The sequence below is a fragment of the Daejeonella sp. genome, from assembly GCF_017495225.1.
Taxonomy (GTDB): Bacteria; Bacteroidota; Bacteroidia; order Sphingobacteriales; family Sphingobacteriaceae; genus Daejeonella.
The window spans coordinates 34,680-61,245 of sequence record NZ_JAFEIG010000003.1 but is presented as its reverse complement, the minus strand read 5'-3'; the positions used below and the strand labels follow the sequence as shown (position 1 = coordinate 61,245).

The following is a 26,566-nucleotide window of genomic DNA, read 5'->3' as shown; positions in this document are numbered from 1 at the left end:
TTTTTCTGTAACAGAATCTCATTGTTATACTATTGAAGCTATAATTAAAAAGCTTGACAGAATTTCGTATTTTTGACACGATGAAAAGACTTTTTAAGAGCGTCCATCTTTATTATTTTCAGGTTTGGCTTGGCCTATTTTTTACGAGCCTCTATCCTGTAATTTATTACTTTTCTCGTCATCCTGTAAAATTTCATGCCATGAATAGGATGCGATGGATATTTAGTTATTTAAGCTCTCTTTTTTCTGGTTTTTTATTTCGTTTCACCTACGAGAAAAAGCTTGATTGGTCGAAAACATACATTATTTGTGCCAATCATACCTCTAATTTGGATATTACGGCTATCATTCTTTTAGCAAAACGTAATTATGTGTTCTTTGGTAAAGAAGAATTACTCGATAACTTCGTAACTGGAATTTACTTTCGTACTATCGATATTCCAGTAAATCGAGAGAGTAAAATATCTGCCTTTAGGGCATTTAAAAAGGCTGAAGAGAAGCTAAAAGATGGTAAAACTGTGGTAATTTTCCCTGAGGGGATGATTAGTGAGCATTATCCGCCAGTTTTGCAGCCATTTAAAAACGGTCCCTTCAGACTAGCTATTGAGCAGGGCGTCCAAATTTTACCAGTTACTATTTGCAATAATTGGAATTTAATGTGGGATGATGGTAAACGATACGGTACTCGTCCCGGAATTTGCGATATTTGTGTTCATGCGCCCATCGATACGGCAAGTTTAACTACTGACGATGCTGATGAGCTGAAAAATAAGGTTTATGATATTATTTATAATCAACTAGACTCTTATCAGAAGAAGATTCAATAAAAATGTCTCTTCATTTAATATAATGATTTTTATTCAATTATGAAAGTAAATTCGGAAACAATCGATAAAATCGCCCATCTGGCCAGATTGGAAGTCCAAGAGGATGAAAAACAAGGTCTTTTAGACGATATGAATAAAATTCTGACCTTCATGGATAAGCTAAATGAAGTGGATACTCAGGGAATAGAGCCTTTAGTTTATCTGAACGATGAAGTTAATGTACTACGTGAAGATGAAGTAAAGCAAGAGATTAGCACCGAAATAGCTTTAAAAAATGCTCCCAAGTCAGATGGGAAATTTTTCAGGGTAGCTAAGGTGATTAATAAAGCCTAATTTTAAAAATATTGTAACAAAATATACATACCGATAGTCTAAAAAATAAAAAAAATGGCACAAGAACCCCTAATCACTTTAACAGACATTGGTAGGAAATACGTAATTGGAGCAGAAACTATACATGCTTTGAAATCGGTTTCATTAACTATAAATAAGGGTGAGTTTGTTGCTCTTATGGGTCCTTCAGGTTCTGGAAAATCCACCCTAATGAATATCCTTGGTTGTTTAGATACACCATCAAAGGGAGTTTATATCTTAAACGGTAATCAGGTTAGTGAAATGACCGACAGTGAGCTTGCCGAAATCAGAAATAAAGAAATTGGTTTTGTATTCCAAACATTTAATCTTCTTCCTAGATCTTCATCGCTCGAAAATGTTGCTCTACCATTAGTTTATGCTGGTGTTGGTCGCAAGGAGCGTGAAGAACGTGCTCAAAAAACACTAGAAAATGTTGGTTTAGGGAATAGGGTAGACCATAAGCCAAATGAACTTTCTGGAGGTCAACGTCAACGTGTAGCAGTTGCTAGAGCGCTTGTAAACAATCCCTCAATTATTCTTGCAGATGAGCCTACAGGTAATCTAGATACTAAAACATCGGTAGAGATTATGGGACTTTTGGAAGAGATTCATTCTAAAGGAAATACCATTATTCTTGTAACTCATGAGGAGGATATCGCTCAGCATGCTCATCGAATTGTTAGAATGCGTGATGGATTAATCGAAAACGATTATCTCAATGAGAATGTAAAAACTGTTTCTCCACGTTTGGCTGATATGAAATCCAAAGATTCTGATTTCGAGAAGATTCAATAATTTTATTTGGTTGAAAAGCATTCTTGATTTTTATTTGGGTGCATTCCCGACTTATGTTTTATAAATGTCAAAATAAGGGTATTAACATTTCCACAATCCTAATATTCTGCTTAATAATTCTTAATATCGCAATTCTTAAAAATGAACTCTGCTTTATCTAGAAATCTAACGATTAAAAAGAAATGAAAATTTATACCAAAACTGGAGATGAGGGCTTAACCTCACTAATTGGTGGGACACGTGTTCCAAAATATGATCTTAGGATTGAAAGCTATGGCACAGTTGATGAGCTTAATTCATATATCGGTATGATCCGCGACCATGATATTGATGCTGCTCAGAAAGATGTTCTAAAGGAGGTACAAGACAGGTTATTTACCATTGGTGCTGCACTTGCTTCTGATCCTGAGAAATCGAAAATGAAAATTCCAGATCTTCATCTTTCGGATATTACATTTCTTGAGAATCAAATTGATGAGATGAATTTGGTACTGCCTGAATTAAAGCATTTTATATTGCCTGGCGGGAGTCCGGTGGTTTCATTCTGCCATGTTTCAAGATGTGTTTGCAGAAGAGCAGAACGTATCATCGTTCACTTAAAGTCGGAAAGTTTTGTAGATGAAAAGGTAGTAGTTTATTTAAATAGACTAAGCGACTATCTATTTGTTCTTGCTAGAAAGTTGTGTTTTGATAGAAATGTGCCTGAAAATCAGTGGTTTCCACGTGTTTAAGTCAGGTGTTGAAAAATAATTAATTTTGTTATTTAATTTATTATACTTTTGCAAAAAATAGTATAAACCAAATTCTAAGAAATATGTATTGGACATTAGAATTAGCATCTCATTTAGAAGATGCGCCATGGCCGGCTACCAAAGATGAACTTATTGACTATGCAATTCGTTCTGGGGCACCAGTGGAAGTTATTGAAAACCTGCAAGCATTGGAGGATGATGGTGAGCCATATGAGAATATAGAAGAAATTTGGCCAGATTATCCCACAAAGGATGATTTCTTCTTTAATGAAGACGAATATTAAAATTTAACCCTGCATTAGCAGGGTTTTTTTGTCCCATTAAAATCGATTTTTTAGTCCTTTTAAACATTTTTAAAAGTTTAGTGTTATTATTTAATAGTTAAACTTAAAAATGAATTATGGGAAATCTACTCTATTTAATCGCAGTTATTTTGATCATAGCCTGGATATTTGGCTTCTTTATTACCCCTTTTGGCGGAGGATTAATTCACATCTTGCTGGTAATTGCTGTTATTGCAATATTACTTCGTGTAATTCGTGGCGGGACTGTTTAATGAATTAAATAATCGTATTTGTCAAATTCAGACTGATACGATTATTTTTTTTGATTTAAGTAGAATTCGGCAAGTTGAATATCTTCAGGGAAGGTGATTTTTATATTTTTACTTTCGCCTTCAATGATATTTATTGAGATTCCTATGCGCTCTACAACTGAGGCATCATCAGTAAATTCATTTCTAAATTCCTGATTATAAGCCTTGTTAAGAATTTCTGATTTGAATGTTTGTGGTGTTTGTACTAAATAGATTTCATCTCTATTTAATGATTGGCTTCTGCTGTCATTTTGTTGCCTCACAGAATCCTTCGATTTAATGGCTGCCACTGCATTTCCTAATTCTTCTGCTGCTAAAAATGAACGTGTAATTAGGTCATTACTTGCTAATGGTCTCACTGCGTCATGAATTGCGATGATTGCTTTTTCTTTGACACAATTTATTCCGTTTTTAACAGAATGAAAGCGTTGTAATCCGCCTTTAACCAATTTATGAGGAATGGTGAAATTGTATTTTAAGCAAAGGTCTTCCCAAAAAGTATGGAAATCGATATTTAGGACAAGAATAATTTCTGGTTTTAGGTCTGAATGGTAGAAAGCTTCAATGGTATGCATTAAAATGGGTTTGCCATTTAAAAGCATAAATTGTTTGGGTATTTCCGATTGCATTCTGCTTCCAGAGCCTCCACCAACTATAATTGCGTAATATTTCAAAGCTAAAAATCAGATATTATTAAGCTTTGGTGGATTGGAATTTACATTCTTTACCACCTAAGCAATTATATGATCAGCATGGCATCACCATAGCTGTAGAAACGATACTTCTCTTTTACAGCTACTTCATAGGCATTCATTACGTGCTCATAACCACCAAATGCAGCTACCATCATCAATAAAGTTGATTCTGGAGTGTGGAAGTTAGTCACCATGCTATTTGCAATGCTGAAATCGTATGGAGGAAAGATAAACTTACTTGTCCAGTCGTTTGCAGCTTTCAATTCTTTTCCTGCAGATACAGCCGATTCAATAGCTCTCATTGAAGTTGTACCAACAGCACAGATTCTTCTTTTTTCAGCAATGGCTTTGTTTACAATATTTGCATCTTTTTGCTCAATAATAAACTGCTCAGAATCCATTTTATGTTTGGTTAAATCCTCAACCTCAACAGTTCTGAATGTTCCTAATCCTACGTGTAGTGTAACCTCAGCAAAATCAACGCCTTTTAATTCGAGGCGTTTCATTAATTCGCGGCTAAAGTGTAAGCCTGCAGTAGGAGCGGCAACAGCACCTTCGTATTTCGCGAAAATGGTTTGATATCTCTCTTTATCTTCAGCAGTAGCTTTACGCTTAATATATTTTGGAAGTGGTGTTTCTCCTAGGATTTCAATATTTCTGCGGAATTCTTCATCAGTTCCATCAAAAAGGAAACGGATAGTTCTACCGCGAGAAGTAGTATTATCTACCACCTCAGCAACTAGAAGATCATCATCACCGAAGTATAATTTATTGCCTACTCTAATCTTTCTTGCAGGATCTACAAGAACATCCCAAAGACGAAGTTCACGGTTAAGTTCACGAAGTAAAAAAACTTCAATTGTAGCACCAGTTTTTTCCTTATTTCCATATAAACGGGCAGGAAAAACCTTGGTATTGTTTAAAATCATCACATCCTTCTCATCAAAATAGCCTAAAATATCCTTGAATATTTTATGTTCAATTGCTCCGGTTTTCTTGTCCAGCACCATTAAACGTGCCTCGTCGCGGTTTTCAACAGGATTGTGGGCTATTAATGATTCAGGTAAATCAAATTTGAACTGAGATAATTTCATAATTATTTTTAATGGATTTCAGGGCGCAAATTTAGCAAATTAAAACCACATTTGTTTAATCTATAATGATAGAAATTTAGTAAATTTTAATTATATTCGTATTTCTTATAGCGACCTGTAACGTTTTTCTGTAAATTTGGTCTAATCTCGTATATGATATTTCTCAAACTATTAAAAGAGAGTTTTTTGTTTGCCTTTGAAGCTCTTAGGCAAAATAAACTTAGAACATTATTATCCTTATTAGGGATAACAATCGGAATAATGACCATTGTAGGCGTTTTTTCTGCCGTTGACACTCTGCGTAATAATATTCAAAGTAGTGTTGAGAAATTGGGGAGTAATACCATTTATATTCAGAAATGGCCTTGGGTTGGCGGACCAGATTTTCCGTGGTGGAAATATATTAGCAGACCGGAACCTTCTTTGCGCGATTACAATAAACTTACAGAACGATTACAAACTGCAGAAGGTATATCATTTGAAGTTGGAATTGGCAATAGAACTATAAAATATAGAAATAACAGTATTGAAGGTGCAGAAATTAGAGCAGCATCTCACGACTATTATAAAGTTTGGAAATTTGATTTTCAAGGTGGACGATATTTTACTGAAAGTGAATCAAAGAGCGGCAGACCAATAGCAATTATTGGTTATTCTATTGCCGACGGCTTATTTCCAAATGAAGATCCAATTGGAAAAGTGATTACTGTTTTGGGAAGAAAGACTACCATTGTGGGTGTTTTTACTGAGGAAGGGGAGGACATGTTAGGTGTCTCGGCAGATAAAACTGTATTAATTCCGCTAAACTTTGCCAAAGGAGTGATAAAGGTGGAGGATGAGCGCTACGGACCGCAAATTACTATAAAAGGCAGAGAAAATATTTCTGTTGATGAGCTCGAAAGTGAACTGAAAGGAACCATGCGTTCTATTCATAGGCTTGGTCCGAAAGATGACGATGATTTCTCCTTAAATAAAACAACAGTCCTTACTGCTCAACTCGACCAACTTTTTGGAATTATTGATTTTGCGGGTGCATTTATTGGTGGTTTCTCCATTTTAGTTGGCGGATTCGGAATTGCAAACATCATGTTTGTCTCGGTGAAAGAACGTACCAATATCATAGGAATTCAAAAATCATTGGGAGCTAAAAATTACTTTATCATGCTCCAATTCTTGATCGAATCAGTGCTTTTATGCCTTATGGGAGGATTTATTGGTTTACTGATTGTGTTTGGCTTGGCTTTCATCTCTAAAACTTTCTTCGATCTTACCATTGTTGTTGATATGAGTAAGGTGATCTTAACTATAGTACTTTCTACCGTCATCGGACTTGTATCAGGATTTATTCCGGCATTTAATGCATCGAGGCTGGATCCTGTGGAGGCGATTAGGAGTAAGTAGTTTAGTTGTCGGTTGTCAGTTGTCAGTTGGGAGTTGTCGGTTGTCGGTTGTCAGGCTGGGCGGAGAGGAGTTATTATTTACCCGGTGGCTGAGGTTCACGAAGCCAGTCGGAGAGGCGGCTCCCGCAGATTTGCGCGGATCAGCGCAGAGTTGATTTTGCTTGCAAAGGCGCTGAAAAGTATGAAACAATTACGATCAAAAATCTGCGGGAGGTGAATAGTTTTTTACCTTAATTATCGACTTTTTTATTAATTTTAGTTTTAAAGAATAAAAAGTAACTTTAGGTATAAATTCTGTTCAATCGGATGAATAATTCAATTAAAAAAACTTTAACATTACTAGTTGCTTGCTTAATAGCATTGCATTTATTTATTGAATTTACTGAAACTAGTCTTTTACATGGTAAAGAAAAGTGGATTAGTGTTTCTTATTTATCCTTAATACTTATTATCGATGCCATTGAGTATTTTCAAAGGAGGAAGGAAAAAAGATTGTCTAATAATGATTTATAATAATTAGAATAAGGAATAAGGAGCAAGGAATAAGGACGGTACACTCAATATTAATTTAACTATTTACTCTCCGCCCAGCCTGACAACTGATAACTGACAACTCTTTTCCTGCCTTATAGAACCTGGTTTCGAGAACCTCAGCCACCGGGCAACAGATGTCGCTAGTCTAATAACTAATAACTGCCAACTGATAACTGCCAACTGATCCCTACAAATCCCCCGCTTCCCTCATCAATCTCCACTTATCAATCGGAACTACGCCCACATGCTCGCATACAAGTCCGCCAGCTAAATTAGCTATCTCTGCCGTTTTAAGCTCGTTTAGGCCTGCTGCAAGGCATAACGCCGCTGTAGCGATAACAGTGTCGCCTGCACCGGAAACATCGGCTATATCGCGTTTATGGGCCTTGATTAGTTCCTTTCCATTCTCAGAACTGATATAAACTCCATTTTCTGAGAGGGTAAGCATTACGGATTTAGCTCCCAAGAGCCTTTTTAAGCTTTCTACTGCTTCTTCAACTTGCTGAATGTTTTTTGGGTCGAGGTCAATTTTAAGACCTTCTTTCAATTCTTTGAGGTTTGGCTTAAATAAATTGACGCCTTTATAAGCCTCAAAATTTCTCTTTTTAGGATCAACAACGGTGATAATACCTTGTGATTGAGCAAGTTCTACGGTTTGTGAGATTAACTTTTCAGTAATCAGACCTTTATCATAATCCTCAAAAATGATTGCATCAATTTTGTGCCCCGAAATAATGTGTTTTATCCTTTCAAAGACAGAAATAGTGTCAGAATCATTCAAATCATCTTCCGTCTCGGCATCAACACGCACAATCTGTTGATTATGAGCGATAATTCGCGTCTTGACTGTCGTAGGGCGGTCTTTAATCTTGATAATACCTTGATCAGATAGTCCCTGTTTCTTCAATAAAGAAATAAAGTTTTCTCCATCAAAATCATCGCCAATAACGGCACAAATAAGTGGTTTAGCACCTAGCGATTGGATATTTAAGGCTACATTGGCAGCACCTCCTAAACGGTCTTCCTTTTTAGTTACACGAACAATTGGGACCGGTGCTTCGGGAGAAATGCGATCTACTTTACCCCAGATATAGCTATCGATCATAACATCCCCAATAATCAACACATTTAAGGAATTGAACTTTTCAAAGATGTTATTCATGCTTTATTTTAAAGGTTATAAGCGGGTTTTTAGCCCGCTATTTGAAAAAATATTATTTTAAAGCTCCAAGAGCATTTTTGATACGTTTCATGGCTTCAACCAATTTTACATTTGCCGCAGCATATGAAAGTCTGATTGAATTAGGATCACCAAATGAATCGCCACTTACTGTAGCTACATGACCCGTATTTAATAAGTATAATGAAAGGTCTTCTGCATTCTTGATTACTTCGCCATCAGGAGTGGTTTTCCCAAAGAATGAGCTTATTTCAGGGAAGAAATAAAATGCACCAGCCGGTAAATTAACCTTCAAGCCTGGAATTTCTTTCAATAAGCCAAATACAAGATCTCTACGTTCTTTAAAAACGGCTTTCATCTCATGGATAGTCTCTAAGCCACCCTCATAAGCTGCAATTCCAGCTTTTTGGGTGATTGAGCAAGTCCCAGAAGTTATCTGACTCTGAAGTTTATCGCATGCAGCAGCAATTGCTTTACTACTTGCTGAATAACCAATACGCCATCCTGTCATGGCATAAGCCTTTGATAATCCGTTGATTATGATTACTCTATCTTTTACAGATGGAAATTGAGCAATTGATTCATGATCACTTAAAAAGTTAATATGCTCATATATCTCATCAGAAATAATATAAATATTTGGATACTTTTCGAAAACCTTAACTAATGAAGCTAATTCCTCACGGGTATAAACACTTCCAGTAGGGTTATTTGGTGACGAAAACAAGAATAGCTTTGTTTTTGGTGTAATTGCAGCTTCAAGCTCTTCAGCAGTAATTTTAAAATCACTTTCTAAATTGGTGTTAATTAGAACAGATTCACCTTCAGCAAGTTTTACAAGTTCAGAATAGGATACCCAATAGGGAGTAGGTATAATTACCTCATCTCCAGGGTTTACGAGACTTAATATCGCATTAGCTAAAGATTGTTTAGCTCCAGTAGAAACAACAATTTGATCAAAATCATAATCCAAACCATTCTCACGTTTGAGCTTTGCTGCAATGGCTTTACGCAATTCAGGATAGCCCGGAACGGGAGTGTAATAAGAAAAATTCTGATCAATAGCCTGTTTGGCTGCTTCTTTCACGAAATCGGGTGTGAAAAAATCTGTCTCACCAAGGCTTAGACTGATTACGTCTACTCCCTTAGCGGCTAATTCGCGGCCCATTTTTGCCATTTTGATGGTGGCGGACTCGGAAAGATTGTCGATGCGATGTGATAATGTGCTCATAATTATAACAAATATAGAAACATGACCTGCCAATGCAAAAATTAAAGCTAAATCAAGCTAATTTTTCGATTTTTTTAATAAATGCTCTCTGCTATTGACTAAATTTACCGAAAATATAGACCTGCTTTGCAAACTCAAAAAAAAGTCATTTTACTTTCACTGGTCGTAGGTATCGTACTGATGCTAGCCAAATTTACGGCATATTTTATAACCTCATCTAACTCTATTTTAACGGATGCCGCCGAAAGCATTGTCAATATTTTAGCTAGTTTATTCGCATTTTATAGTATTTATCTTGCTGCCCGTCCCAAAGACCAAAATCATCCTTACGGACATGGGAAAGTTGAATTTTTCTCTGTTTTTATTGAGGGAGCATTAATTATCATTGCAGGAATACTAATCAGTTTTAAGTCCTTTTATAACCTCTTTTTCCCACATGAAATCAGTGATTTAATCATTGGTACTGTAATTATTGGCGTTTCAGGCTTAATTAACTATGTTTTGGGATATTATCTCATTGATCAAAGTAAAAAACTGAATTCTTTAACCTTGTTTGCGGATGGTAAACATCTTCAAACGGATGCCTATACAAGTGCGGGATTAGTCTTGGGTTTAATTCTCATTTATACTACCGGTTTAAATTACCTCGACAGTATTTTATCTATAGTTATCGGATTTTATATTGTTTATAGTGGATATAAATTGGTGCGAAAATCGGTTTCTGGTTTAATGGATGAATCTGATTTTGACACCACTGATGAAATTGTTGCCATTCTTAATGGACATCGTAAAAATTCGTGGATTGATGTACATAATTTGAGAACCCAACGCTACGGCACTGATATTCACATCGATTGTCATCTAACACTTCCTTATTATTTTGATTTGAATAAGGTTCATGAAGAGGTTTCTGAACTTGATAAATTGGTAAACCACAAGGCAAATTCAAATACTGAATTTTTTATCCATGCTGATCCATGTGTGCCACAGTGTTGTCATTATTGCAAAATGTTGGATTGTTCAGTTCGTTCTGAGCCAAAAACTCTTGATATTGCGTGGACAACAGAAAATGTAAGCAAAAACCATAAACATTTTACACCCGATGTATCAATTTAATGTTCGAGTTTACGGACTATTATTTAATGAGGATAAGCATATTTTAATCAGTGATGAGGAGGAATATGGATTCCAGTTCAGCAAATTCCCAGGTGGAGGATTAGAGTATGGCGAGGGACTGATAGATGCATTAAAAAGAGAGTTTGTGGAGGAATGCCAAACAGAAATTGAAGTTTTAGAGCATTTTTACACGACAGATTTTTTCATAAAATCGGTCTTTAATGAAAGTCAGGTGATTAGTGTTTACTATTTGGTTAAACCTATTTCAAATATTGAGCTTGATTTTAGAGAGAAGGCATTTGATTTTCAGTCTAAAGGAGATACACTTCAAGCATTCCGTTGGAAATGTGTTCATGAGTTAATTAAGGATGATTTGACCTTTCCAACAGATCAAAAAGTTTTAGAATTATTGAAAGAAAAATGGCCGAAAAAAGTTTAGTCGAGCGCGACCAGGCAATAATCTGGCATCCCTACACCCAAATGCAAACTGCGGCAGCTCCAATTCCGATTGTGCGCGGTGAGGGCGTATTTTTATATGCTGAGGATGGGACAAAATATCTGGATGCTATTTCCTCTTGGTGGGTAAATATCCATGGTCATTCGCATCCATACATTGCAAAAAAGGTTTCGGAGCAGCTGAGTAGGTTGGAACATGTTATTTTCGCCGGATTTACCCATCCTGGAGCAGTAGAATTGGCTGAAAGATTAATAAATATCCTTCCCAATAATCAGGCAAAGGTGTTTTATTCTGATAATGGATCTACGGCTGTGGAAGTGGCGCTTAAAATGTGTTTTCAATTCTGGACTAATCAGGGAATTGAAAAACCTAAAGTTTTAGCATTCCAAAATTCCTACCATGGTGATACCTTTGGAGCCATGGCAGTAAGTGCAAGAAGTGCATTTACTAAGCCATTCGATAAGTTCCTTTTTGAGGTCGAATTTATCGAACTTCCTAATCAAAATAATATTGAGCAGCTTAAAAGTCATATAAGTTCCTTAAAATCAGACATTTCTGCCTTTATTTTTGAGCCTTTGGTACAAGGGGCAGGAGGGATGCAAATGTATGAGGCACATTATCTTGATGAATTGATTCATCATTGTAGGAAAGAAAATATTTTAACAATTGCTGATGAAGTGATGACAGGTTTCGGTCGTACTGGTAAATTGTTTGCAAGTGATCATCTCACAGAAAAGGCCGATTTAATGTGTTTTTCGAAGGGCATTACAGGTGGGACAATGGCTCTTGGTGTAACCACTTGTACACGAGCTATTTATGAGGCTTTTCTTTCCGATGATAAACTAAAAACATTGTTTCACGGACATTCATTCACGGCAAATCCAATTGCCTGTGCTTCCGCATTAGCCAGCATGGATTTGCTTTTGGAGCCAGCAACGGTGGAAAATCTTCATCGAATTGAATTGAAACACAAAGATTTTGCCGAAAAAATTGCTTCCCATAAAAAAATCAAATGTATTCGCCAGACTGGGACAATTTTGGCGATAGAGTGGAATACAACAGGGGAAACATCTTATTTTAACGGTTTGAGAGATACATTATATAATTTTTTCCTTGACGAAGGTATAATTCTAAGACCTCTTGGAAATATTATTTACATTATGCCACCATATTGTATTAAAAATGATGATCTCGATTATATTTACGCAAAAATTGAAGAGGCGCTTGAACGATTTTAAACATGGATTTTAGTCAAATACTTTCAAAAATAGTTTCCAATAACGATACTCACGCACGCTGGTTGAACACACTTTCCTTAATGGAAAATTCAGGTGCTCGGAAAATATCTGCCAGTGAGCATAAAAAGGATGTTACATTAATTATTCTAAAACATGCCGCTGAGGAGCATAGGCATGCATATTACCTTAAAAAACAAATTTCTAAGCTTAGCCTTGATGCTTGTCCCACTTACGCCGACCAATATTTATTGGCAAGCTCAGAAAGTAGATATTATTTAAATTTATTGGATGTTTTAGTATGCAAATACCTGAAAAGCACTCTTAATTTAAGTGGAAATGATTTAAAATTTGCTGCATACCTTTTAGTTACTTATGCTATTGAGGTTCGTGCCGATGAACTTTACCCCATCTACCAGAACGCTCTAGACGAAGCATCAAGCAAAGTGAATGTGAAGTCGATTATACTTGAAGAGGAGGGACATTTAGAGGAAATGCTTGTCCAATTGAAGAGTTTTTCTGCAGATTGGGAAAAGCATGCTGAAAAGGCTGTTGAATTTGAAACAAAACTGTTTAATGATTGGCTTAAAGCATTGCAGAAGGAAATCGCTTAGAGATCTAAATACTGTTGAAATACCTCTTGCATGTGAGCTTGTCCATATCTTAACAATTCATTATCAAGTTTAGGATTTGCTTTATTTTTACGTAGGATAATGTTTTTTCCCACATTATCAAATGAAATGACTTGCTCTTTTGTGGCAAATCCGAAGCCATTGTCCCAATTAAAAAAGGCAAAGCCAGGTGTAGATGGATTTAGTAGATCTTTACTCCAAGAATAGCGACTAGCATCGATTTTTACTTGATTTAATAAGGTTGCGACTAAATCTGTCTGGCTTCCAGTTTTGCTTATTTTTAAGCCTTTAAACTCAGGTTTAATTACATCACCATAAAATATTAGTGGTATTCGATATTTCCTTGCTTCAAATTCCGTTAGATCGTTTGGTAAACGATGGCCATGATCTGCAATAATTACGAATAGTGTATTTTTATACCAAGATTTCTTTTTCGCATCGTTTAAATATGCTCCTAAGCAAGAATCGGTGAAAAACATGGTGCTTCTAAACTGATCATTTACATTTTCTCCCTTGTATTTTCTCTCAACGGGGATTTCAAAAGGCTCATGATTGGTTAGAGTTAAAATGGTAGAAAAGAAAGGTTGCTTGCTATGTTCCATATCGGCTAATTGCTTAGTAAATACCTTGTCGTCATAAGCGCCCCATTTAGAATTCATGTCTTTGCTTTGAAAAGAATGCTGATCGACCAATTTCTTGTATCCATGACTTAAAACATAGGATTTCATGTTAAAAAACTCACTTTCACCACCATAATAAAAAGATGTAGAATAGGAGTTTTTTACAAATTCTTGTGCAATTCCTGGAAGCTTTTCTTGTTTGCTACCTAGTTTCATAACGCTTCTTATAGCTTGAGCAGGGAAGGCGCTAATGCTTGCCAAAACACCTTTATCTGTACGGCCAGCAGCAGCATAAATTTCTTCGAAAAGTATTCCTTCGCCAGCCAATCTATCCGTGTTTGGTGTTACGCCTTTTTCGCCTCCTAAAACGCCAACTAACTCTGCCGTATAACTTTCTAGTATGATCAATACTACGTTTGGTCGCTCAGAATTTAATAGAATGGGAGTGCTCTCTGTTGGTTTTTTATAGATTTCACTCAGAATTTTCTGTGCTTCCTCTCTTGGATAATATTGGTATGGATTATCTTTCCCATATTTATTGCTTAAAATATCATCTATGAGGTTCCATTCGGTATTTACTGCCGCATGATTTAAGAAAATCTCATTCGAAAAATAGGCCATGCTTTGGTTGATTGGGGATAATTGCCAACCACCTCTAATTAAGAGAAAAGTGAGCGTCAACATCATCAATGCTGTGCTTGCCTTTTTCCAAAGAGGTTGAAGATGGTCCTTGATTTTTACATCTATTACTTTCTGCGCTAAAAATAAAGCGCTAAGGATTAGTCCCGCGAAAATACTTAGCGATGATAAAATGGGAGATGAGGAGCTCGATGCAACAGCCTCTTTTGTGGAGTTAAAGGCTAAATCGAGCGCTCGATAATTAATTTTAGAGCCCCATTCACGGTATAAATTCAGATTAAATATGGTGATTATTGAAAATATTAATACAAAGAAAATGATGTAGTATTTTCCGATGCTTTCTGGAAATTTAATCCGAGGAAGGAAAAGTAAAGTAAGGTAAAATAGTAATGGAATTACTGAAATATAACCAACCATGGAAGAATCTAAACGGATGGCATAGAAAAAAGTACTAGCAATCTCGCTTATTTTAATATGGCTAAGTCTATCTGAAAAATAAACAAGGAATATAAGTCTATCTATGAAAAAGAATAGAAGCCAAAAAAGGTAGAAACGAATGAAAACAAAAAAGCTTTTTAACATCAGCGCAATTTATGAAAAAAGGAGGATGTTAAAAAGCTTTAAATATCGAGTGGGAATTACCTTCCCCCTTGCATTTGCATCAATTGCTCAAAAGTAATTTCTTCGAAATCTTTTGAAGCAGAAAATGAACCAGCTGGAACTGTACCTGCTTTGATTTCTTTTACAGTAGCCTTAACACTGATTCCATTCATGTATGAAACAAATTCAAGAGGAATACCATAGCTTGACTTGAAAAAGCGACTTAAAGAATTTGGTGCAATTTCAATGTCTTTTGTAAACCAAGCTTCCGAGTTTTCATTTGATTTAGATTCATTTACTTCATGTTTTAATGCTTTAAATCCAATAATGGTTTTAGTTTCTGTACCTTCTTTTACAGTTAAATTAGGCATATTTTCGGCCATCATTTCTTGATCTGCAGGCGTAAAAACCACAGAAAGCTTTTTACCCATCATTGGGATATCTAAAAGTAAACGCTCATAATCTTTGCTTGTATTTAGAATGTTTGTACTGCTATACATTGCAGATTCTGATTTTAGACTTGATGAATCACCCTTAAAATAAACAGTTAGTTCTGTTGGCATACTTGCTGCCATAGCCTGCATCTGCTCAGGTAATTTCCACTCGACCGAATAAATGATGGTACCTTCATTCACTTTGCCGCTCAATGATTGAGCATACATGCCTGTTCCTACTAATAACAGCGCAAGACTTAAAATAATTTTCTTCATGTTTAAAAAATTTATCTTGTAAATAGACGAAATTTTCCGCTTATTGTTACAAACGACCGTTAAATAAATTTTTTTGAAGCTCAAGCATGTGCAGACTAATTTCAGTTTATGAAATTTATATGCTTGATTTTTATTTTCTTACATGCATCAGCAATTGCTCAAATTAGTCCCGGGCCACGCTCACTTGCCATGGGTTCTTCCGGCACTGCGCTCCAAGATGTTTGGTCTTTACAGCATAATCCTGCTGGTATTGCACATCTTAAAAGACCCATTTTTGCCTTGGCCTATCAGCGTCATTTCTCCGACCAAGAACTAAGCACTCAAAAGGCGGTATTTGCCATACCCTTTGACAAAAATGTTATCGGTCTTAGTTTTCAGCGTTATGGTTTTAACGAATATTTAGAACAAGTTACTAGCATCGCCTATGCAAAGAATTTTTCTGGTGCGCTCGCGCTTTCAATCGCTGTAAAGCATCATCAATTGTCTGTTGCAAAATATGGCTCAGAAAGGCTTATTTCCGTAGATGCTGGAATGCAATATCGAGTTAATGATAAATTATGGATTGCTTCTCATCTTTCAAATCCTGCAAAAGCAAGTTTTAATGATTTAGTCGGGACAAACCTTCCTGTAGGCCTTTCATTTGGATTTTCTTATGTTTTTAGTGATAAGGTTTTGGTGATTAGCGATGTTCAAAAAGTGCTAAATGCCGGAATTGATACTAAGGTTGGGATGGAATACAAGCTCATTAATTGGTTTGCGCTAAGAGGCGGATTATCGGCTAATCCTTTTAAGCAATATGGAGGTTTCGGAATAAATTATCAGCGATTTGCATTAGATGTGGCTATTTCATCCCACCTGCAACTCGGTTATTCACCTAATTTGGCCTTTAGCTATGAATTTTAAGGGTAAATGTCTTTTGTTTATGGTTTGGGCGATGTTTTTTAGTCCGCAGGTGGGACTTAGTCAAGATGAGAGTTCCGAAATAATCGATCAAATTTTAGAGCTTGTTTCGCGCGACCCTGACGAAGATTTAGACTATTCAGAACTCGTAGAAAGGCTTAATTTTTATAAGCTTCATCCCTTGGACTTAAACCGCGCTAGCTCCGAGCAATTAAGAGAATTGTTTTTTCTTAGTCCGTTGCAAATTAATGAAATCCTAAATCATAGATCTCAAAATGGCTCATTTATGGATAAGCTCGAATTGCAAAGTCTGCAAAGCCTTGATCCTGAAATAATTAGTCTTTTATTGAATTTTGTGAAAGTCGGAATTTATTCTCCTTTACAAAATCTAAGTGCTAAAAAGCTATTTCAAAAGGGGAATCATGATTTGATTCTTCGAATGGGTCAAATTATTCAGCCGCAAGCAGGATTTATGAGTGCTGATTCCTCGAAACCAGCAAATTATTCAGGTTCTCCATTAAAGCTTTTAACACGATATCGATTTAACTATTCAAATACATTGGCAGCATCACTCAATATGGAGAAAGATGCTGGGGAACTTTTTTTAGATCGCAATAGAAATGAAGGTTTTGATTTCTATTCTGGGAGTATCTCTTATCGTGGTCAAGGGCTATTAAAAAAGCTAGTTTTAGGTGATTATGGACTACAGTTTGGTCAGGGTTTAAGCATGTGGTCGGGTTCAGGATTTGGTAAGGGTGTAGGAATAACCACTATTGCAAAGCAAGATTTCGGACTAAAACCATACAGCTCAGTTAATGAAGCGAGCTTTTTGAGAGGTGCTTCAGCTACTTTTGGCTTAAAGAAAATTTCATTTACCCCCTTTGTTTCTAAAAAGAATTTGGACGCTAGTTTAGGCAGTTCAGGTTCAGAAATAGCATCTGTGAATATTAGTGGCTTACATCGGACAAAAACGGAAATTGAGAATAAGAATAGGCTGTATTCTATTGTTTATGGGACTAATATTCAGTACAATACGAGGAATTTGAATCTCGGATTAACTGCTTATCAAACAAAATTTAGCATGCCTTTTGGAGCAGGAAAATCATTGTATGAGAAGTATGAATTTCAGGGTAATTCTCTTACAAATTTGGGTTTTCATTATGATTATGCCCTGAAAAATACCTATTTCTTTGGGGAGATGGCATATAGTTTAAATTCGGGCTATGGCTTAATTAATGGCTTGATGACTAGTCTGTCATCTCGGGTTTCACTGGTATTATTACACCGCAAATATACGAAAAATTATCATTCCTTTTTCAATCAATCGGTCTCGGAAGCTTCCAATGCAGTAAATGAGAGTGGATTTTATGCCGCCATGGCACTAAAATTTGATTCAAAATGGGATTTATTTGTTTACTCCGATTTTTTCAAATTCCCATGGCTGAAGTTTAGGGTAGATGCTCCCTCATCAGGCTATGAGTTGCTTGCACAGCTCAATTATAAAATGAATAAGAAGTTTAAAATTAGCGCCCGATTTAAGCAACAGCTTAGAGAGGAAAATGGTGCAGATTTAGATGGTTTTGGTTTGGAGGCAGTTGATAAGCAAAACTATCGTTTAGAGCTCATTTATGCTTTAAATGACCAATTTACATTAAGAAATCGTGCTGAGGTGGTAAGATTTGAAAAAGGATTTTTGAATCATGAGACAGGCTTTTTGCTTTATCAAGATATTATTTATAAACCTTTAAGTTCCAAATTATCTGGGAATTTACGTTTTGGAATTTTTGATACTCAAAGTTTTAACTCTAGAATCTATGCTTATGAAAATGATGTTTTATATTCTTATGCTGTTCCTGCTTATCAGGGTAGGGGGACTCGTTTTTATGGGAATGTGAGATATACTTTTTTTCGAGGGTTTGATTTGTGGTTGAGGTATGCCCAAACAAGCTATTATGGACAAGAAACAGTGGGTAGTGGGAATGATGAGATTAATGGTAATAATAGATCAGATGTGAGATTGCAAGTCCGTTTTCAGTTTTAAATATGATTTTTAAGGGGGAAGTGCCATTTGTAAGATTATTAATTCCTTTGATTATTGGGATAATAATCGCTTCCTATTTCCCTAGCTCTTTCATCTATTCCTGGGCTATTATTTTTCTCATTTCAATTCTTATTTCCTATTTACTTTTGTTAAAACTTTATAAAAAACATCGATTATTTCGATTTGGATGGGTTTTTGGCATTCTCATTCATGGTTTTCTTGCTCTTTTGTCATATAGCTTGGCAGTTCATTATTCGGGCACTTACGATACAAAATATTACAGTGCTATAAAGTCTGAAATGCTTTTCCTAAAAATTATTAATGAGCCTAAAACGGCTGCTGGAATTGTTCGTTTCGAGGCAGAAGTGCCAGCCATTTATTTCAATAATAGTATCCAAAGTAGTACTGGAAAATTATTGGTGGCGATAAAAATTGATAGCTTAAAAAACAGAAGTTTTTATTATGGTGATCTTTTATTAGTCCCCTCAAACTTTAAAGAGATTGAAGCTCCCTATAATCCTGGCGAATTTGATTATAAATCCTATTTAAAAAATAAGCAAATCTATTATCAGCAATTTGTTGACCTATCTCAAGTAAAGAAAGTAGCAGAGCAATTTGGGAATCCAATCATTTTTTATGCGCTTAGTTTAAGAAAGAAATTGGTTCAGAAATTCGTAAAATATATCCCTGATGAAGAAGCTTCGTCTTTGGCATCGGCATTAATTCTTGGTTATCGTGCAGAGCTCAGCAATGATTTGGTTGAAGCTTATTCAAAAACTGGTACAATGCACGTACTTTCTGTGTCGGGAATGCATGTGGGTATTGTGTTTCTTGTATTGACCTTTTTTCTCAAAGCAATGAATAAGAATAGACAACTTATTTTGATAAGAGCTATCATCATCATTGGGGTTATTTGGTTTTATTCACTTTTAACTGGTTTTTCTCCTTCGGTATGCCGATCTGCGCTGATGTTAAGTTTTGTAGTGCTAGGGAAGGCAATCAATAAAAATCAAAACACCTATAATTTAATGGCTATTTCGGCTTTTTTTCTGCTTTTATATGATCCTTTTTATCTCTTTGATGTAGGTTTTCAATTATCCTACCTAGCTGTTGCTGGCTTAGTTTATTTCCATCCTATAATTTACAATAGTTTTTACATTAAGAATAAAATTTTAGACTATCTCTGGAGCTATTCGGCTTTGTCGCTCGCCGCTCAAGTAGCCACATTCCCGATAAGTGTCTATTATTTTCATCAATTTCCAATATATTTTCTTTTAAGTAATTTATTAATTGTGCTTCCAGTTGCAATTATTATGTATGTAGGAATTGCCTTTTTATTTATGCCATTTGAGATATTAAATAAGCTATTTGGCACATTTTTAAATTACCTAATCAACTTTACGAACAATATTTTATATAAAATTGAAAACCTACCCTTTTCTGCTTTAGAAGGCTTGTGGATTTCCGCTTTTGAGCTATTATTTTTGTTTTTGATTATAATTCTTTTTATATTATGGCATACTTTTAGAAATAAAAGTGTTGTTTGGTTGGCCCTAGTCAATGTTTTTTTCTTATCGATTAGCTTTTCTTTTAAATCTATTCAAAATTTTACAAGACATGAATTGGTCTTTTTTAGCCTCCGAAAGAATACAGCAATTGCCTACATAAATCAAGGTCGGGCTATTGTAATTAGCGACATTGATTCGCTAGATAAACTCATTAATTACTCAATAAAGCCCTTTTTTACTAGTCGTGGGCTTAAAGAAATTAAATATATAAATTTCGAAAAACACCTTCAGAAAGAGAGCTATTACCTAGCGACTGATTTTATGCAATTTGGTAATTTTAGAGTTTTAAGATGGAAAAATGAGTTTAATGAATTAGCTTTATCAAATAAAATAGATGTTGATATCGTTCTTGTCCAAAAAAATATAAAAAATATCAACCTGATTAATCTAAAGAATCGAGTGAATTTTAAGACATTAATTTTTGAATCTAAGATTCCTGATTATAAGATTAATAAATACCTAGAGGAAGCAAGAAAATTAAATATAAACTGTATTTCTCTTCAAAAAAAGTCTGCATACATCGTTAAAATGTGATACTATTCTATTTTTTTATTGCTTTTACCTAAAAAATAATTTGTCTCCTAAATGGATTTAGTAGTTATAAATAAATCAGAAAGAATTGCGTATATTACAATTAACCGTCCCGATAAGCGTAATGCCTTAAATCCGGAACTTGTAAAATTGCTTTCAAATGCATTTAAAAATGTAATTGAAGACGTTGATGTCAAAGTAATTGTATTGAAGGCAAATGGTGATGTGTTTAGCGCTGGTGCTGATCTTGAATATCTTCAACAATTGCAGCAAAATACTGATGTGGAGAATTTCACAGACACCTATATCTTAAAAGAGCTTTTTCTCACAATTTATAGATCCCCCAAATTTGTTATTGCTCAAGTTGAAGGGCATGCAATTGCAGGTGGCTGTGGATTAGCTTCAGTTTGTGATGTGATATTCTCGGTTCCACAAGCTAAATTTGGCTATACGGAGGTTAAAATTGGATTTATTCCTGCTTTAGTATCCTGCTTTTTAATTCGGAAATTGGGAGAGGGTAGAGCCAAAGAATTGCTATTAAGTGGTGAACTTATAGATGCTAAAACAGCTTCAATTTACGGATTGATTAACTTTATAGCCTCAAAAGAGGAAATTGAATCAGCTGTACACACATACGCTAAGAAAATTGTTGAAGGCACATCTTCCAATTCAATTACAGTAACCAAGCAATTATTAAGCACTGTTCAGGATCTTAATCTTGATGAGAGCTTAAATTTAGCGATTGGTTTAAATGTACAAACAAGGTCATCTGCCGATTGTAAAAAAGGAATAACCGCATTTTTGAACAAAAACAAATTGGATTGGTAATTTCTTCTATTTAAATTATCTGAAATGCAATCAGAAAATAAGGAAGTTAATACATTTGAAATTTTTTTAATCGGTGATACAGGAAATGTGCATCGGCATGGTGCAGATCCGGTTTTGAAAACATTATCCTCCCATTTTAATAAGGAACAAAGTTCTGCAGTAATTTTCTTGGGTGACAATATCTATCCTCGTGGTTTACCTCCTGAAGGCAATATTTTAAGAAAAGATGCCGAAAATGGTTTGTTAGCTCATAAAAATGCCTTAAAAGATTATCATGGTAAGGTATTATTTATATCAGGTAACCACGATTGGAATAAGGGCAGACCAGATGGCTATCAATATGTTATCCGCCAAGAACAATATCTCGAAACACTCTTTTCAGAGAAGGTTATGTTTCCCGAAAATGGCTGTCCGGGGCCAACAGAAATTAATATAAACCTAGGACTAACCCTTATTTTAATAAATACCCAATGGTGGTTACAACCAGGCTTCAGACCCATTGGTAAAGATTGTGGATGTGGGGTAGAAACAGAGGACGAATTCTTTAATAAACTAAGTGCAATTCTTGAGAATAATTATGGAAAGAGAATACTCATTGCAGGACATGCTCCAGTATATAGCTATGCAATTCATGGTGGTCGCTATAAATTAAAGCACCATCTTTTTCCTTTTACTATTTACCATAAAAAAGCATACCTTCCTCTTCCATTAATAGGTTCATTATTACCTATTTATCGTAAATATTTTGGTGCTAAAGAAGATATCGCACACCCCAGATATAGGCGTTTGCGAAAGCGTTTAATTGAAATTTTTAAGAGTCACCCAGGCATTATTTATGCATCAGGGCATGAGCATAATCTACAACATATTGCTAAAGATGAGAACCATTATATTGTTAGTGGAGCAGGTTCAAAATTAAAATATGTACTCAGGTCGGGTAAAAACCTGAAGTTCGGAATTAAAGAGAAGGGCTTTTTTAAACTTCGATTTGAGGCAGATGGGAAGTTGAATCTTTCAGCATGGGTTATAGATCATCATGCAAAAATGGGTAAAATGGTTTATGAATGTTTGCTTGAATGATAATGCGGAACTATTATATTTAGGACTTTCTCTTGGCTCTCAAGTCGTATTTCTTTTACTTTTCCAATAACCTCGCCATCAATTTGAAGGGTAGTTTTTTTATTGCTATAAACCACTGCCTTTTTGCAGCTGAAAATTTCCACATAATCGGAGGTGTGTAATTTATTGCTAAACATTTTCCATGCAATTGAAAATAATTTGATTCTCGGGAAGGGTTTTACCAATACAATCTCAAATTTTCCGTCATCTAATTGGCCTTCGGGATTGATTACTGCCCCCGTTCCATATTTAGAAGCATTGGCAAAAGTGATGGAAACCCCTTTTTTTCGTATTTTCTTTCCATCATAAACAATGTGAAAAACATAGTTTTTCAGGAAAAACATTTCCCCGAAAAGGTGCTTTACGTAGGTCAAAAGTCCTCTGTTAATATCTTTCTCAAATCGATTGACCACTCTTGCATTAAGTCCAACATCAGCTAGATGTAAACAAGTGCGATCATTTATTTTAATCAAATCAATCTTTTTTATCGATCCAGTTAATAAAATTTCGATTGATTCTTTGATATCCACCGGAATTTCTAAGTCTTTCGCCATCCCATTTGCCGATCCAAAAGGTATGATGCCAAGAGGTATTTGTGTTCCAGCTAGAATAGTAGCAATTAAATTGATGCTTCCATCGCCACCAGCAACTGCAACGATATTAGGTTTGTAGTTAAAGATTTCTTTGCGGATTAAATCCGATGAAAATGTATCTAGAAAATAAGTGGAGTATTCAAAGGGATGAGATTTTGATTTTTGTTCAATAATCTCAAGTAAATCATTTAAATTTCTGTTGCCTGACCTTCGATTTAAGATAAATAATATCCTTAATCTATTATTTGCCGGTTTTTCAGGCTTCTTCATAGAATTAGAGCTTTTCTTTAACTTCCAAGAGAAATTGCTTCAGCCTTTCTAAAGAGTCAATTACTTTTTGATTTTCCTTCACCTCGCCTTTATTGCTGCGAAGGTAATCTTTGGCTCCCTGAAGAGTAAATCCCTTGTCTTTTAAAAGGCTAAAAATGATTTTTAGGTTTTCTACATCCTCCGGACTAAAAAGTCGGTTTCCTTTTTTGTTTTTCTTAGGTTGAAGAATCTCAAATTCACGTTCATAATATCGTATTTGAGATGCATTTACATCAAAAAGCTGGGTTACTTCGCCCATCGTATAATACAGTTTCTCTATTTCTCTATCCTTGTATGGCATACCTTCAATTATACTGTAAAATTAATAAAATTGGACATTTATATTTAGATTGCAGAAATAAGACTGGCAATTATTTAATTCTAGCAAATAATAAGCCATTTTCCTAATTATAATTTATTTGCTTGGGATAAATAATATCACATTCAGCACATACAATTCCGCTTCTATATTTATATTTGCAAATTAGCGAATCAAGCATGACTACCAAAGAGATTAGACAGAGTTTTTTAGACTTTTTTGCCGCAAAAGGCCATCAGATAGTTCCTTCAGCACCAATTGTGGTTAAAGACGATCCTACATTGATGTTTACCAATGCGGGAATGAATCAGTTTAAAGATCTTTTTTTAGGTGAGGCAGCAATTAAACATTCGCGAGTAGCAGACACGCAGCGCTGTTTGCGCGTTTCTGGTAAGCATAATGATTTAGAGGAGGTGGGTATTGATACCTATCACCATACTATGTTTGAGATGCTTGGAAACTGGAGCTTCGGCGATTATTTTAAGAAAGAAGCCATTGCTTGGAGTTGGGAGCTGCTCACTGAAGTTTATAAAATCCCTAAAGACCAACTTTATGTAAGCGTTTTTGAGGGTGATGAGAAAGAGGGATTACCAAAGGATCAGGAGGCTTATGTAATTTGGAAGCAATTTATTTCTGAAGATCGTATCCTTTTGGGAAATAAAAAAGATAATTTCTGGGAAATGGGTGAAACAGGTCCCTGCGGACCATGCTCTGAAATTCACGTTGACATGCGCCCTGAAGCTGAGCGTAAAAAGATAGCTGGTAGTAGCCTTGTAAATCAAGATGATCCTCAAGTTATTGAGATTTGGAATAATGTGTTCATGCAGTATAACAGACTGAAAAATGGATCTCTTGAGAAGCTTCCTAATCAGCATGTGGATACGGGCATGGGTCTTGAGCGCTTAGTGAGAGTTATTCAAAATAAAACATCAAATTACGATACAGACGTATTTCAGCCACTAATTCAATATATCTCTGAGCAATCACGTATTCCCTATGTCGGAGCATCAAATCCTGGTGATGATACATGGGGTGCTGCTGTAGCGATGCGTGTGATGTCGGATCATATTCGTGCCATTTGTTTTTGTATTGCCGATGGAACACTTCCATCAAATAATAAGGCTGGATATGTAGTAAGAAGGATTTTAAGAAGAGCGGTGCGTTACGCATATACTTTCCTTAACCTAAAAGATCCTTTCCTAAATAAATTGGTGCCTATTTTGGCCGATCAATTTGATGGAGTTTTTCCTGAACTTAAAAAGCAACAAGATTTTGTTCAAAAGGTTGTACTTGAAGAGGAGGTTTCATTCTTAAGAACCTTAGCGACTGGTATTCAGCGCTTTGAGCGCTTTGAGACTAGCGATAAATTGATTAAAGGAGATTTCGCTTTTGAACTTTATGATACTTTTGGTTTTCCAATTGATCTTACCGAGTTAATGGCTCGTGAAAAGGGCTGGACTGTTGATATGGAGGGTTTTGAATCAGAACTACAACAGCAAAAACAACGTTCACGTGCCGCTACGGCTATTGATACTGGCGATTGGGTGGTAGCTAATGAAGGTGATGAGGTTGAGTTTGTTGGATATGATCAGCTTGAAAGCGAATGCCAAATTTTAAAATATCGTAAAGTTACCGCCAAAGGTAAAGAGCAGTTTCAAGTGGTCTTAAATAAGACTCCTTTTTATGCAGAGAGTGGTGGGCAAGCGGGAGATACAGGAAAAATTGAAGATTTGACCGGATTGTTTGAATATGAGGTTAGCGATACAAAAAAGGAAAATGGATTAATTATTCATTATCTAGATCAAATTCCTGAGGAGCCTAAAAATGCGTTTAGAGCGATTGTTGATCCTGCAAATCGCAAAGCTTCTGAAAATAACCATTCTGCAACACACCTGCTTCATGCAGCATTAAAGCAGGTTTTAGGTACTCATGTTAATCAGAAGGGTTCTTTAGTAAATGGTGATTATTTACGTTTTGATTTTTCACATTTCTCTAAAGTTACGGATCAAGAAATCGCTGAAATTGAGAATATTGTAAATCGAAAAATTCGTGAAAATATTGCTTTAAAAGAGCAAAGAAATATTCCTTATCAAGAGGCTATAAATTCGGGTGTTACAGCACTTTTCGGTGAAAAATATGGTGATTTTGTGCGTGTAATTACTTTTGATGATCATTTTTCGAAGGAACTATGTGGAGGAACGCATGTTAAATCAACTGGACAGATAGGATTTTTTAAAATCACATCTGAGAGTGCGGTAGCAGCAGGAGTTAGAAGAATTGAAGCCATTACCGCAGATGTGGCAGAACAGTTTATTAATCAACAAAGCGAGCAAATTAAAGGCCTTAAAGATCTTTTAAAAAACCCTTCCGATTTATTAAAGTCTGTAGAAAGTTTAATTGAAGAAAACAGTAAACTGAAAAAAGAAATCGAGAAAAGTATATTGGAGCGTTCTGCCGGTCTGAAACATGAACTTGTAAAGGAGTTTGTTTCCATTAATGGGATTAATTTCCTAGCTAAAAAAGTCGATTTGCCAAATACTGATGCGGTTAAAAACTTGGCTTATGCAGTAAAAGACCTTGTTAATGACCTTTTATTAGTCCTAGCATGCGAAATTGATGGAAAACCTAGCCTCACAGTTATGGTTTCAGAAAATCTTGTTAAGGATAAAGGCTTGAATGCTGGAAATATTGTCCGTGAGCTTGCCAAAGAAATACAAGGTGGTGGTGGTGGTCAGCCATTTTTTGCAACAGCTGGGGGCAAAGATAGTTCCGGATTAGATCGTGCATTAGATAAAGCAAAGTCATTTGTAGCTTAAAATTTGATTTCTCTTTTTTGAAATCAAATATGGAATTTGGAGATTTTTTGTCTATTTTCCATTTTGTTTAGGATTT

Annotated in this window: 26 protein-coding genes; 18 read left to right on the top strand and 8 right to left on the bottom strand. The window is 35.5% G+C overall.

Features of this window, described 5'->3' with window-relative positions:
- Positions 1-80: 80 nt before the first annotated feature.
- From QZ136_RS01075 to QZ136_RS01050, 6 genes are all read left to right on the top strand, one after another.
- A complete protein-coding gene (locus QZ136_RS01075) occupies positions 81-827 on the top strand; it encodes a lysophospholipid acyltransferase family protein (RefSeq protein ID WP_291399474.1) in 747 nt (248 codons plus the stop codon).
- Positions 828-866: 39 nt separating this feature from the next.
- Complete coding sequence (gene gatC / locus QZ136_RS01070) at positions 867-1,160, top strand: Asp-tRNA(Asn)/Glu-tRNA(Gln) amidotransferase subunit GatC (RefSeq protein WP_291399473.1); 294 nt, start codon at positions 867-869, stop codon at positions 1,158-1,160.
- 54 nt (positions 1,161-1,214) lie between these two features.
- Complete coding sequence (locus QZ136_RS01065; RefSeq protein WP_291399472.1) at positions 1,215-1,976, top strand: ABC transporter ATP-binding protein; 762 nt, start codon at positions 1,215-1,217, stop codon at positions 1,974-1,976.
- Positions 1,977-2,158: 182 nt separating this feature from the next.
- Positions 2,159-2,707 (top strand): cob(I)yrinic acid a,c-diamide adenosyltransferase, encoded by a 549-nt coding sequence (locus QZ136_RS01060; RefSeq protein WP_291399471.1) that lies wholly within the window; start codon positions 2,159-2,161, stop codon positions 2,705-2,707.
- A gap of 83 nt (positions 2,708-2,790) precedes the next feature.
- Entirely contained in the window at positions 2,791-3,012 is a 222-nt protein-coding gene (locus tag QZ136_RS01055; protein ID WP_002996718.1) for a DUF2795 domain-containing protein, read from the top strand.
- Positions 3,013-3,128: 116 nt separating this feature from the next.
- Positions 3,129-3,284 carry a lmo0937 family membrane protein gene (locus tag QZ136_RS01050; RefSeq protein WP_291399470.1) on the top strand — a complete coding sequence of 52 codons (156 nt, stop codon included), beginning with the start codon at positions 3,129-3,131 and terminating at the stop codon, positions 3,282-3,284.
- Between the two features lie 41 nt (positions 3,285-3,325).
- Here the strand turns inward: QZ136_RS01050 and QZ136_RS01045 are convergent, their stop codons facing one another.
- Together QZ136_RS01045 and queA are read right to left on the bottom strand one after the other, a co-directional pair.
- Positions 3,326-3,997, bottom strand: a complete 672-nt coding sequence (locus tag QZ136_RS01045) for a 2-C-methyl-D-erythritol 4-phosphate cytidylyltransferase (protein ID WP_291399469.1) — start codon at positions 3,995-3,997, stop codon at positions 3,326-3,328.
- A 65-nt stretch (positions 3,998-4,062) separates the two neighbouring features.
- Positions 4,063-5,112 (bottom strand): tRNA preQ1(34) S-adenosylmethionine ribosyltransferase-isomerase QueA, encoded by a 1,050-nt coding sequence (gene queA, locus QZ136_RS01040; protein WP_291399468.1) that lies wholly within the window; start codon positions 5,110-5,112, stop codon positions 4,063-4,065.
- Between the two features lie 153 nt (positions 5,113-5,265).
- Here queA and QZ136_RS01035 point away from each other — a divergent pair, with 153 nt between their 5' ends.
- Both QZ136_RS01035 and QZ136_RS01030 read left to right on the top strand, forming a co-directional pair.
- Positions 5,266-6,513: an ABC transporter permease gene (locus QZ136_RS01035; RefSeq protein WP_291399467.1), complete on the top strand. Its 1,248-nt coding sequence runs from the start codon at positions 5,266-5,268 to the stop codon at positions 6,511-6,513.
- Between the two features lie 305 nt (positions 6,514-6,818).
- A complete protein-coding gene (locus tag QZ136_RS01030) occupies positions 6,819-7,025 on the top strand; it encodes a hypothetical protein (RefSeq protein ID WP_291399466.1) in 207 nt (68 codons plus the stop codon).
- A 208-nt stretch (positions 7,026-7,233) separates the two neighbouring features.
- Here the strand turns inward: QZ136_RS01030 and QZ136_RS01025 are convergent, their stop codons facing one another.
- Both QZ136_RS01025 and QZ136_RS01020 read right to left on the bottom strand, forming a co-directional pair.
- The gene (locus QZ136_RS01025) at positions 7,234-8,208 is read right to left on the bottom strand and encodes a bifunctional ADP-heptose synthase (protein ID WP_291399465.1); all 975 of its coding nucleotides are present in this window, start codon (positions 8,206-8,208) and stop codon (positions 7,234-7,236) included.
- Positions 8,209-8,260: 52 nt separating this feature from the next.
- Complete coding sequence (locus QZ136_RS01020; RefSeq protein WP_291399464.1) at positions 8,261-9,457, bottom strand: pyridoxal phosphate-dependent aminotransferase; 1,197 nt, start codon at positions 9,455-9,457, stop codon at positions 8,261-8,263.
- A 126-nt stretch (positions 9,458-9,583) separates the two neighbouring features.
- Here QZ136_RS01020 and QZ136_RS01015 point away from each other — a divergent pair, with 126 nt between their 5' ends.
- The 4 genes from QZ136_RS01015 to QZ136_RS01000 are packed head-to-tail and all read left to right on the top strand — an operon-like array spanning position 9,584 to position 12,879.
- The gene (locus QZ136_RS01015; RefSeq protein ID WP_291399463.1) at positions 9,584-10,573 is read left to right on the top strand and encodes a cation diffusion facilitator family transporter; all 990 of its coding nucleotides are present in this window, start codon (positions 9,584-9,586) and stop codon (positions 10,571-10,573) included.
- Positions 10,560-11,012, top strand: coding sequence for an NUDIX domain-containing protein (locus QZ136_RS01010; RefSeq protein ID WP_291399462.1), 453 nt, complete (start codon positions 10,560-10,562; stop codon positions 11,010-11,012). Before QZ136_RS01015 ends, QZ136_RS01010 begins: the two co-directional genes overlap by 14 nt.
- Positions 10,994-12,268, top strand: a complete 1,275-nt coding sequence (bioA, locus tag QZ136_RS01005; RefSeq protein ID WP_291399461.1) for an adenosylmethionine--8-amino-7-oxononanoate transaminase — start codon at positions 10,994-10,996, stop codon at positions 12,266-12,268. Before QZ136_RS01010 ends, bioA begins: the two co-directional genes overlap by 19 nt.
- A gap of 2 nt (positions 12,269-12,270) precedes the next feature.
- Positions 12,271-12,879 (top strand): hypothetical protein, encoded by a 609-nt coding sequence (locus tag QZ136_RS01000; protein WP_291399460.1) that lies wholly within the window; start codon positions 12,271-12,273, stop codon positions 12,877-12,879.
- Here the strand turns inward: QZ136_RS01000 and QZ136_RS00995 are convergent.
- Positions 12,876-14,738 (bottom strand): LTA synthase family protein, encoded by a 1,863-nt coding sequence (locus tag QZ136_RS00995; RefSeq protein ID WP_291399459.1) that lies wholly within the window; start codon positions 14,736-14,738, stop codon positions 12,876-12,878. The two genes, QZ136_RS01000 and QZ136_RS00995, sit on opposite strands and share 4 nt — an antisense overlap.
- 56 nt (positions 14,739-14,794) lie before the next feature.
- Entirely contained in the window at positions 14,795-15,466 is a 672-nt protein-coding gene (locus tag QZ136_RS00990; RefSeq protein ID WP_291399458.1) for a hypothetical protein, read from the bottom strand.
- A gap of 108 nt (positions 15,467-15,574) precedes the next feature.
- On the opposite strand from QZ136_RS00990, the gene QZ136_RS00985 reads away from it, so the two are divergent.
- Genes QZ136_RS00985 through QZ136_RS00965 form a run of 5 tightly spaced genes read left to right on the top strand, consistent with a single transcriptional unit; the run spans position 15,575 to position 22,414 of the window.
- Positions 15,575-16,369, top strand: coding sequence for a hypothetical protein (locus QZ136_RS00985; RefSeq protein WP_291399457.1), 795 nt, complete (start codon positions 15,575-15,577; stop codon positions 16,367-16,369).
- Positions 16,359-18,407, top strand: coding sequence for a helix-hairpin-helix domain-containing protein (locus QZ136_RS00980; RefSeq protein WP_291399456.1), 2,049 nt, complete (start codon positions 16,359-16,361; stop codon positions 18,405-18,407). The genes QZ136_RS00985 and QZ136_RS00980 overlap by 11 nt, the downstream gene beginning before the upstream one ends.
- A gap of 2 nt (positions 18,408-18,409) precedes the next feature.
- A complete protein-coding gene (locus tag QZ136_RS00975) occupies positions 18,410-20,509 on the top strand; it encodes a ComEC/Rec2 family competence protein (protein WP_291399455.1) in 2,100 nt (699 codons plus the stop codon).
- 51 nt (positions 20,510-20,560) lie between these two features.
- Positions 20,561-21,334, top strand: coding sequence for an enoyl-CoA hydratase-related protein (locus tag QZ136_RS00970; RefSeq protein ID WP_291399454.1), 774 nt, complete (start codon positions 20,561-20,563; stop codon positions 21,332-21,334).
- Positions 21,335-21,358: 24 nt separating this feature from the next.
- Entirely contained in the window at positions 21,359-22,414 is a 1,056-nt protein-coding gene (locus QZ136_RS00965) for a metallophosphoesterase (protein ID WP_291399453.1), read from the top strand.
- On the opposite strand, the gene QZ136_RS00960 is transcribed toward QZ136_RS00965, so the two are convergent.
- Entirely contained in the window at positions 22,393-23,316 is a 924-nt protein-coding gene (locus QZ136_RS00960) for a diacylglycerol kinase family protein (protein ID WP_291399452.1), read from the bottom strand. The two genes, QZ136_RS00965 and QZ136_RS00960, sit on opposite strands and share 22 nt — an antisense overlap.
- Positions 23,317-23,320: 4 nt before the next feature.
- Positions 23,321-23,656: a MerR family transcriptional regulator gene (locus QZ136_RS00955; protein ID WP_291399451.1), complete on the bottom strand. Its 336-nt coding sequence runs from the start codon at positions 23,654-23,656 to the stop codon at positions 23,321-23,323.
- 197 nt (positions 23,657-23,853) lie between these two features.
- On the opposite strand from QZ136_RS00955, the gene alaS reads away from it, so the two are divergent.
- A complete protein-coding gene (gene alaS / locus QZ136_RS00950) occupies positions 23,854-26,490 on the top strand; it encodes an alanine--tRNA ligase (protein WP_291399450.1) in 2,637 nt (878 codons plus the stop codon).
- Positions 26,491-26,566: the final 76 nt, after the last annotated feature.

Excerpts from the sequence above, each read along its gene's own strand:
- QZ136_RS00970 (WP_291399454.1), top strand. The coding sequence starts at position 20,561 with ATGGATTTAGTAGTTATAAATAAATCAGAAAGAATTGCGTATATTACA.
- QZ136_RS00980 (WP_291399456.1), top strand. The coding sequence starts at position 16,359 with ATGAATTTTAAGGGTAAATGTCTTTTGTTTATGGTTTGGGCGATGTTT.
- QZ136_RS01030 (WP_291399466.1), top strand. The coding sequence starts at position 6,819 with ATGAATAATTCAATTAAAAAAACTTTAACATTACTAGTTGCTTGCTTA.
- QZ136_RS01025 (WP_291399465.1), bottom strand. The coding sequence starts at position 8,208 with ATGAATAACATCTTTGAAAAGTTCAATTCCTTAAATGTGTTGATTATT.
- QZ136_RS01010 (WP_291399462.1), top strand. The coding sequence starts at position 10,560 with ATGTATCAATTTAATGTTCGAGTTTACGGACTATTATTTAATGAGGAT.
- QZ136_RS00990 (WP_291399458.1), bottom strand. The coding sequence starts at position 15,466 with ATGAAGAAAATTATTTTAAGTCTTGCGCTGTTATTAGTAGGAACAGGC.
- bioA (WP_291399461.1), top strand. The coding sequence starts at position 10,994 with ATGGCCGAAAAAAGTTTAGTCGAGCGCGACCAGGCAATAATCTGGCAT.
- QZ136_RS01020 (WP_291399464.1), bottom strand. The coding sequence starts at position 9,457 with ATGAGCACATTATCACATCGCATCGACAATCTTTCCGAGTCCGCCACC.
- QZ136_RS00985 (WP_291399457.1), top strand. The coding sequence starts at position 15,575 with ATGAAATTTATATGCTTGATTTTTATTTTCTTACATGCATCAGCAATT.
- alaS (WP_291399450.1), top strand. The coding sequence starts at position 23,854 with ATGACTACCAAAGAGATTAGACAGAGTTTTTTAGACTTTTTTGCCGCA.
- QZ136_RS00955 (WP_291399451.1), bottom strand. The coding sequence starts at position 23,656 with ATGCCATACAAGGATAGAGAAATAGAGAAACTGTATTATACGATGGGC.
- queA (WP_291399468.1), bottom strand. The coding sequence starts at position 5,112 with ATGAAATTATCTCAGTTCAAATTTGATTTACCTGAATCATTAATAGCC.
- QZ136_RS00975 (WP_291399455.1), top strand. The coding sequence starts at position 18,410 with ATGATTTTTAAGGGGGAAGTGCCATTTGTAAGATTATTAATTCCTTTG.
- QZ136_RS00965 (WP_291399453.1), top strand. The coding sequence starts at position 21,359 with ATGCAATCAGAAAATAAGGAAGTTAATACATTTGAAATTTTTTTAATC.
- QZ136_RS00995 (WP_291399459.1), bottom strand. The coding sequence starts at position 14,738 with ATGTTAAAAAGCTTTTTTGTTTTCATTCGTTTCTACCTTTTTTGGCTT.
- QZ136_RS01050 (WP_291399470.1), top strand. The coding sequence starts at position 3,129 with ATGGGAAATCTACTCTATTTAATCGCAGTTATTTTGATCATAGCCTGG.
- QZ136_RS01035 (WP_291399467.1), top strand. The coding sequence starts at position 5,266 with ATGATATTTCTCAAACTATTAAAAGAGAGTTTTTTGTTTGCCTTTGAA.
- QZ136_RS01065 (WP_291399472.1), top strand. The coding sequence starts at position 1,215 with ATGGCACAAGAACCCCTAATCACTTTAACAGACATTGGTAGGAAATAC.
- QZ136_RS01075 (WP_291399474.1), top strand. The coding sequence starts at position 81 with ATGAAAAGACTTTTTAAGAGCGTCCATCTTTATTATTTTCAGGTTTGG.
- gatC (WP_291399473.1), top strand. The coding sequence starts at position 867 with ATGAAAGTAAATTCGGAAACAATCGATAAAATCGCCCATCTGGCCAGA.
- QZ136_RS01055 (WP_002996718.1), top strand. The coding sequence starts at position 2,791 with ATGTATTGGACATTAGAATTAGCATCTCATTTAGAAGATGCGCCATGG.
- QZ136_RS00960 (WP_291399452.1), bottom strand. The coding sequence starts at position 23,316 with ATGAAGAAGCCTGAAAAACCGGCAAATAATAGATTAAGGATATTATTT.
- QZ136_RS01060 (WP_291399471.1), top strand. The coding sequence starts at position 2,159 with ATGAAAATTTATACCAAAACTGGAGATGAGGGCTTAACCTCACTAATT.
- QZ136_RS01000 (WP_291399460.1), top strand. The coding sequence starts at position 12,271 with ATGGATTTTAGTCAAATACTTTCAAAAATAGTTTCCAATAACGATACT.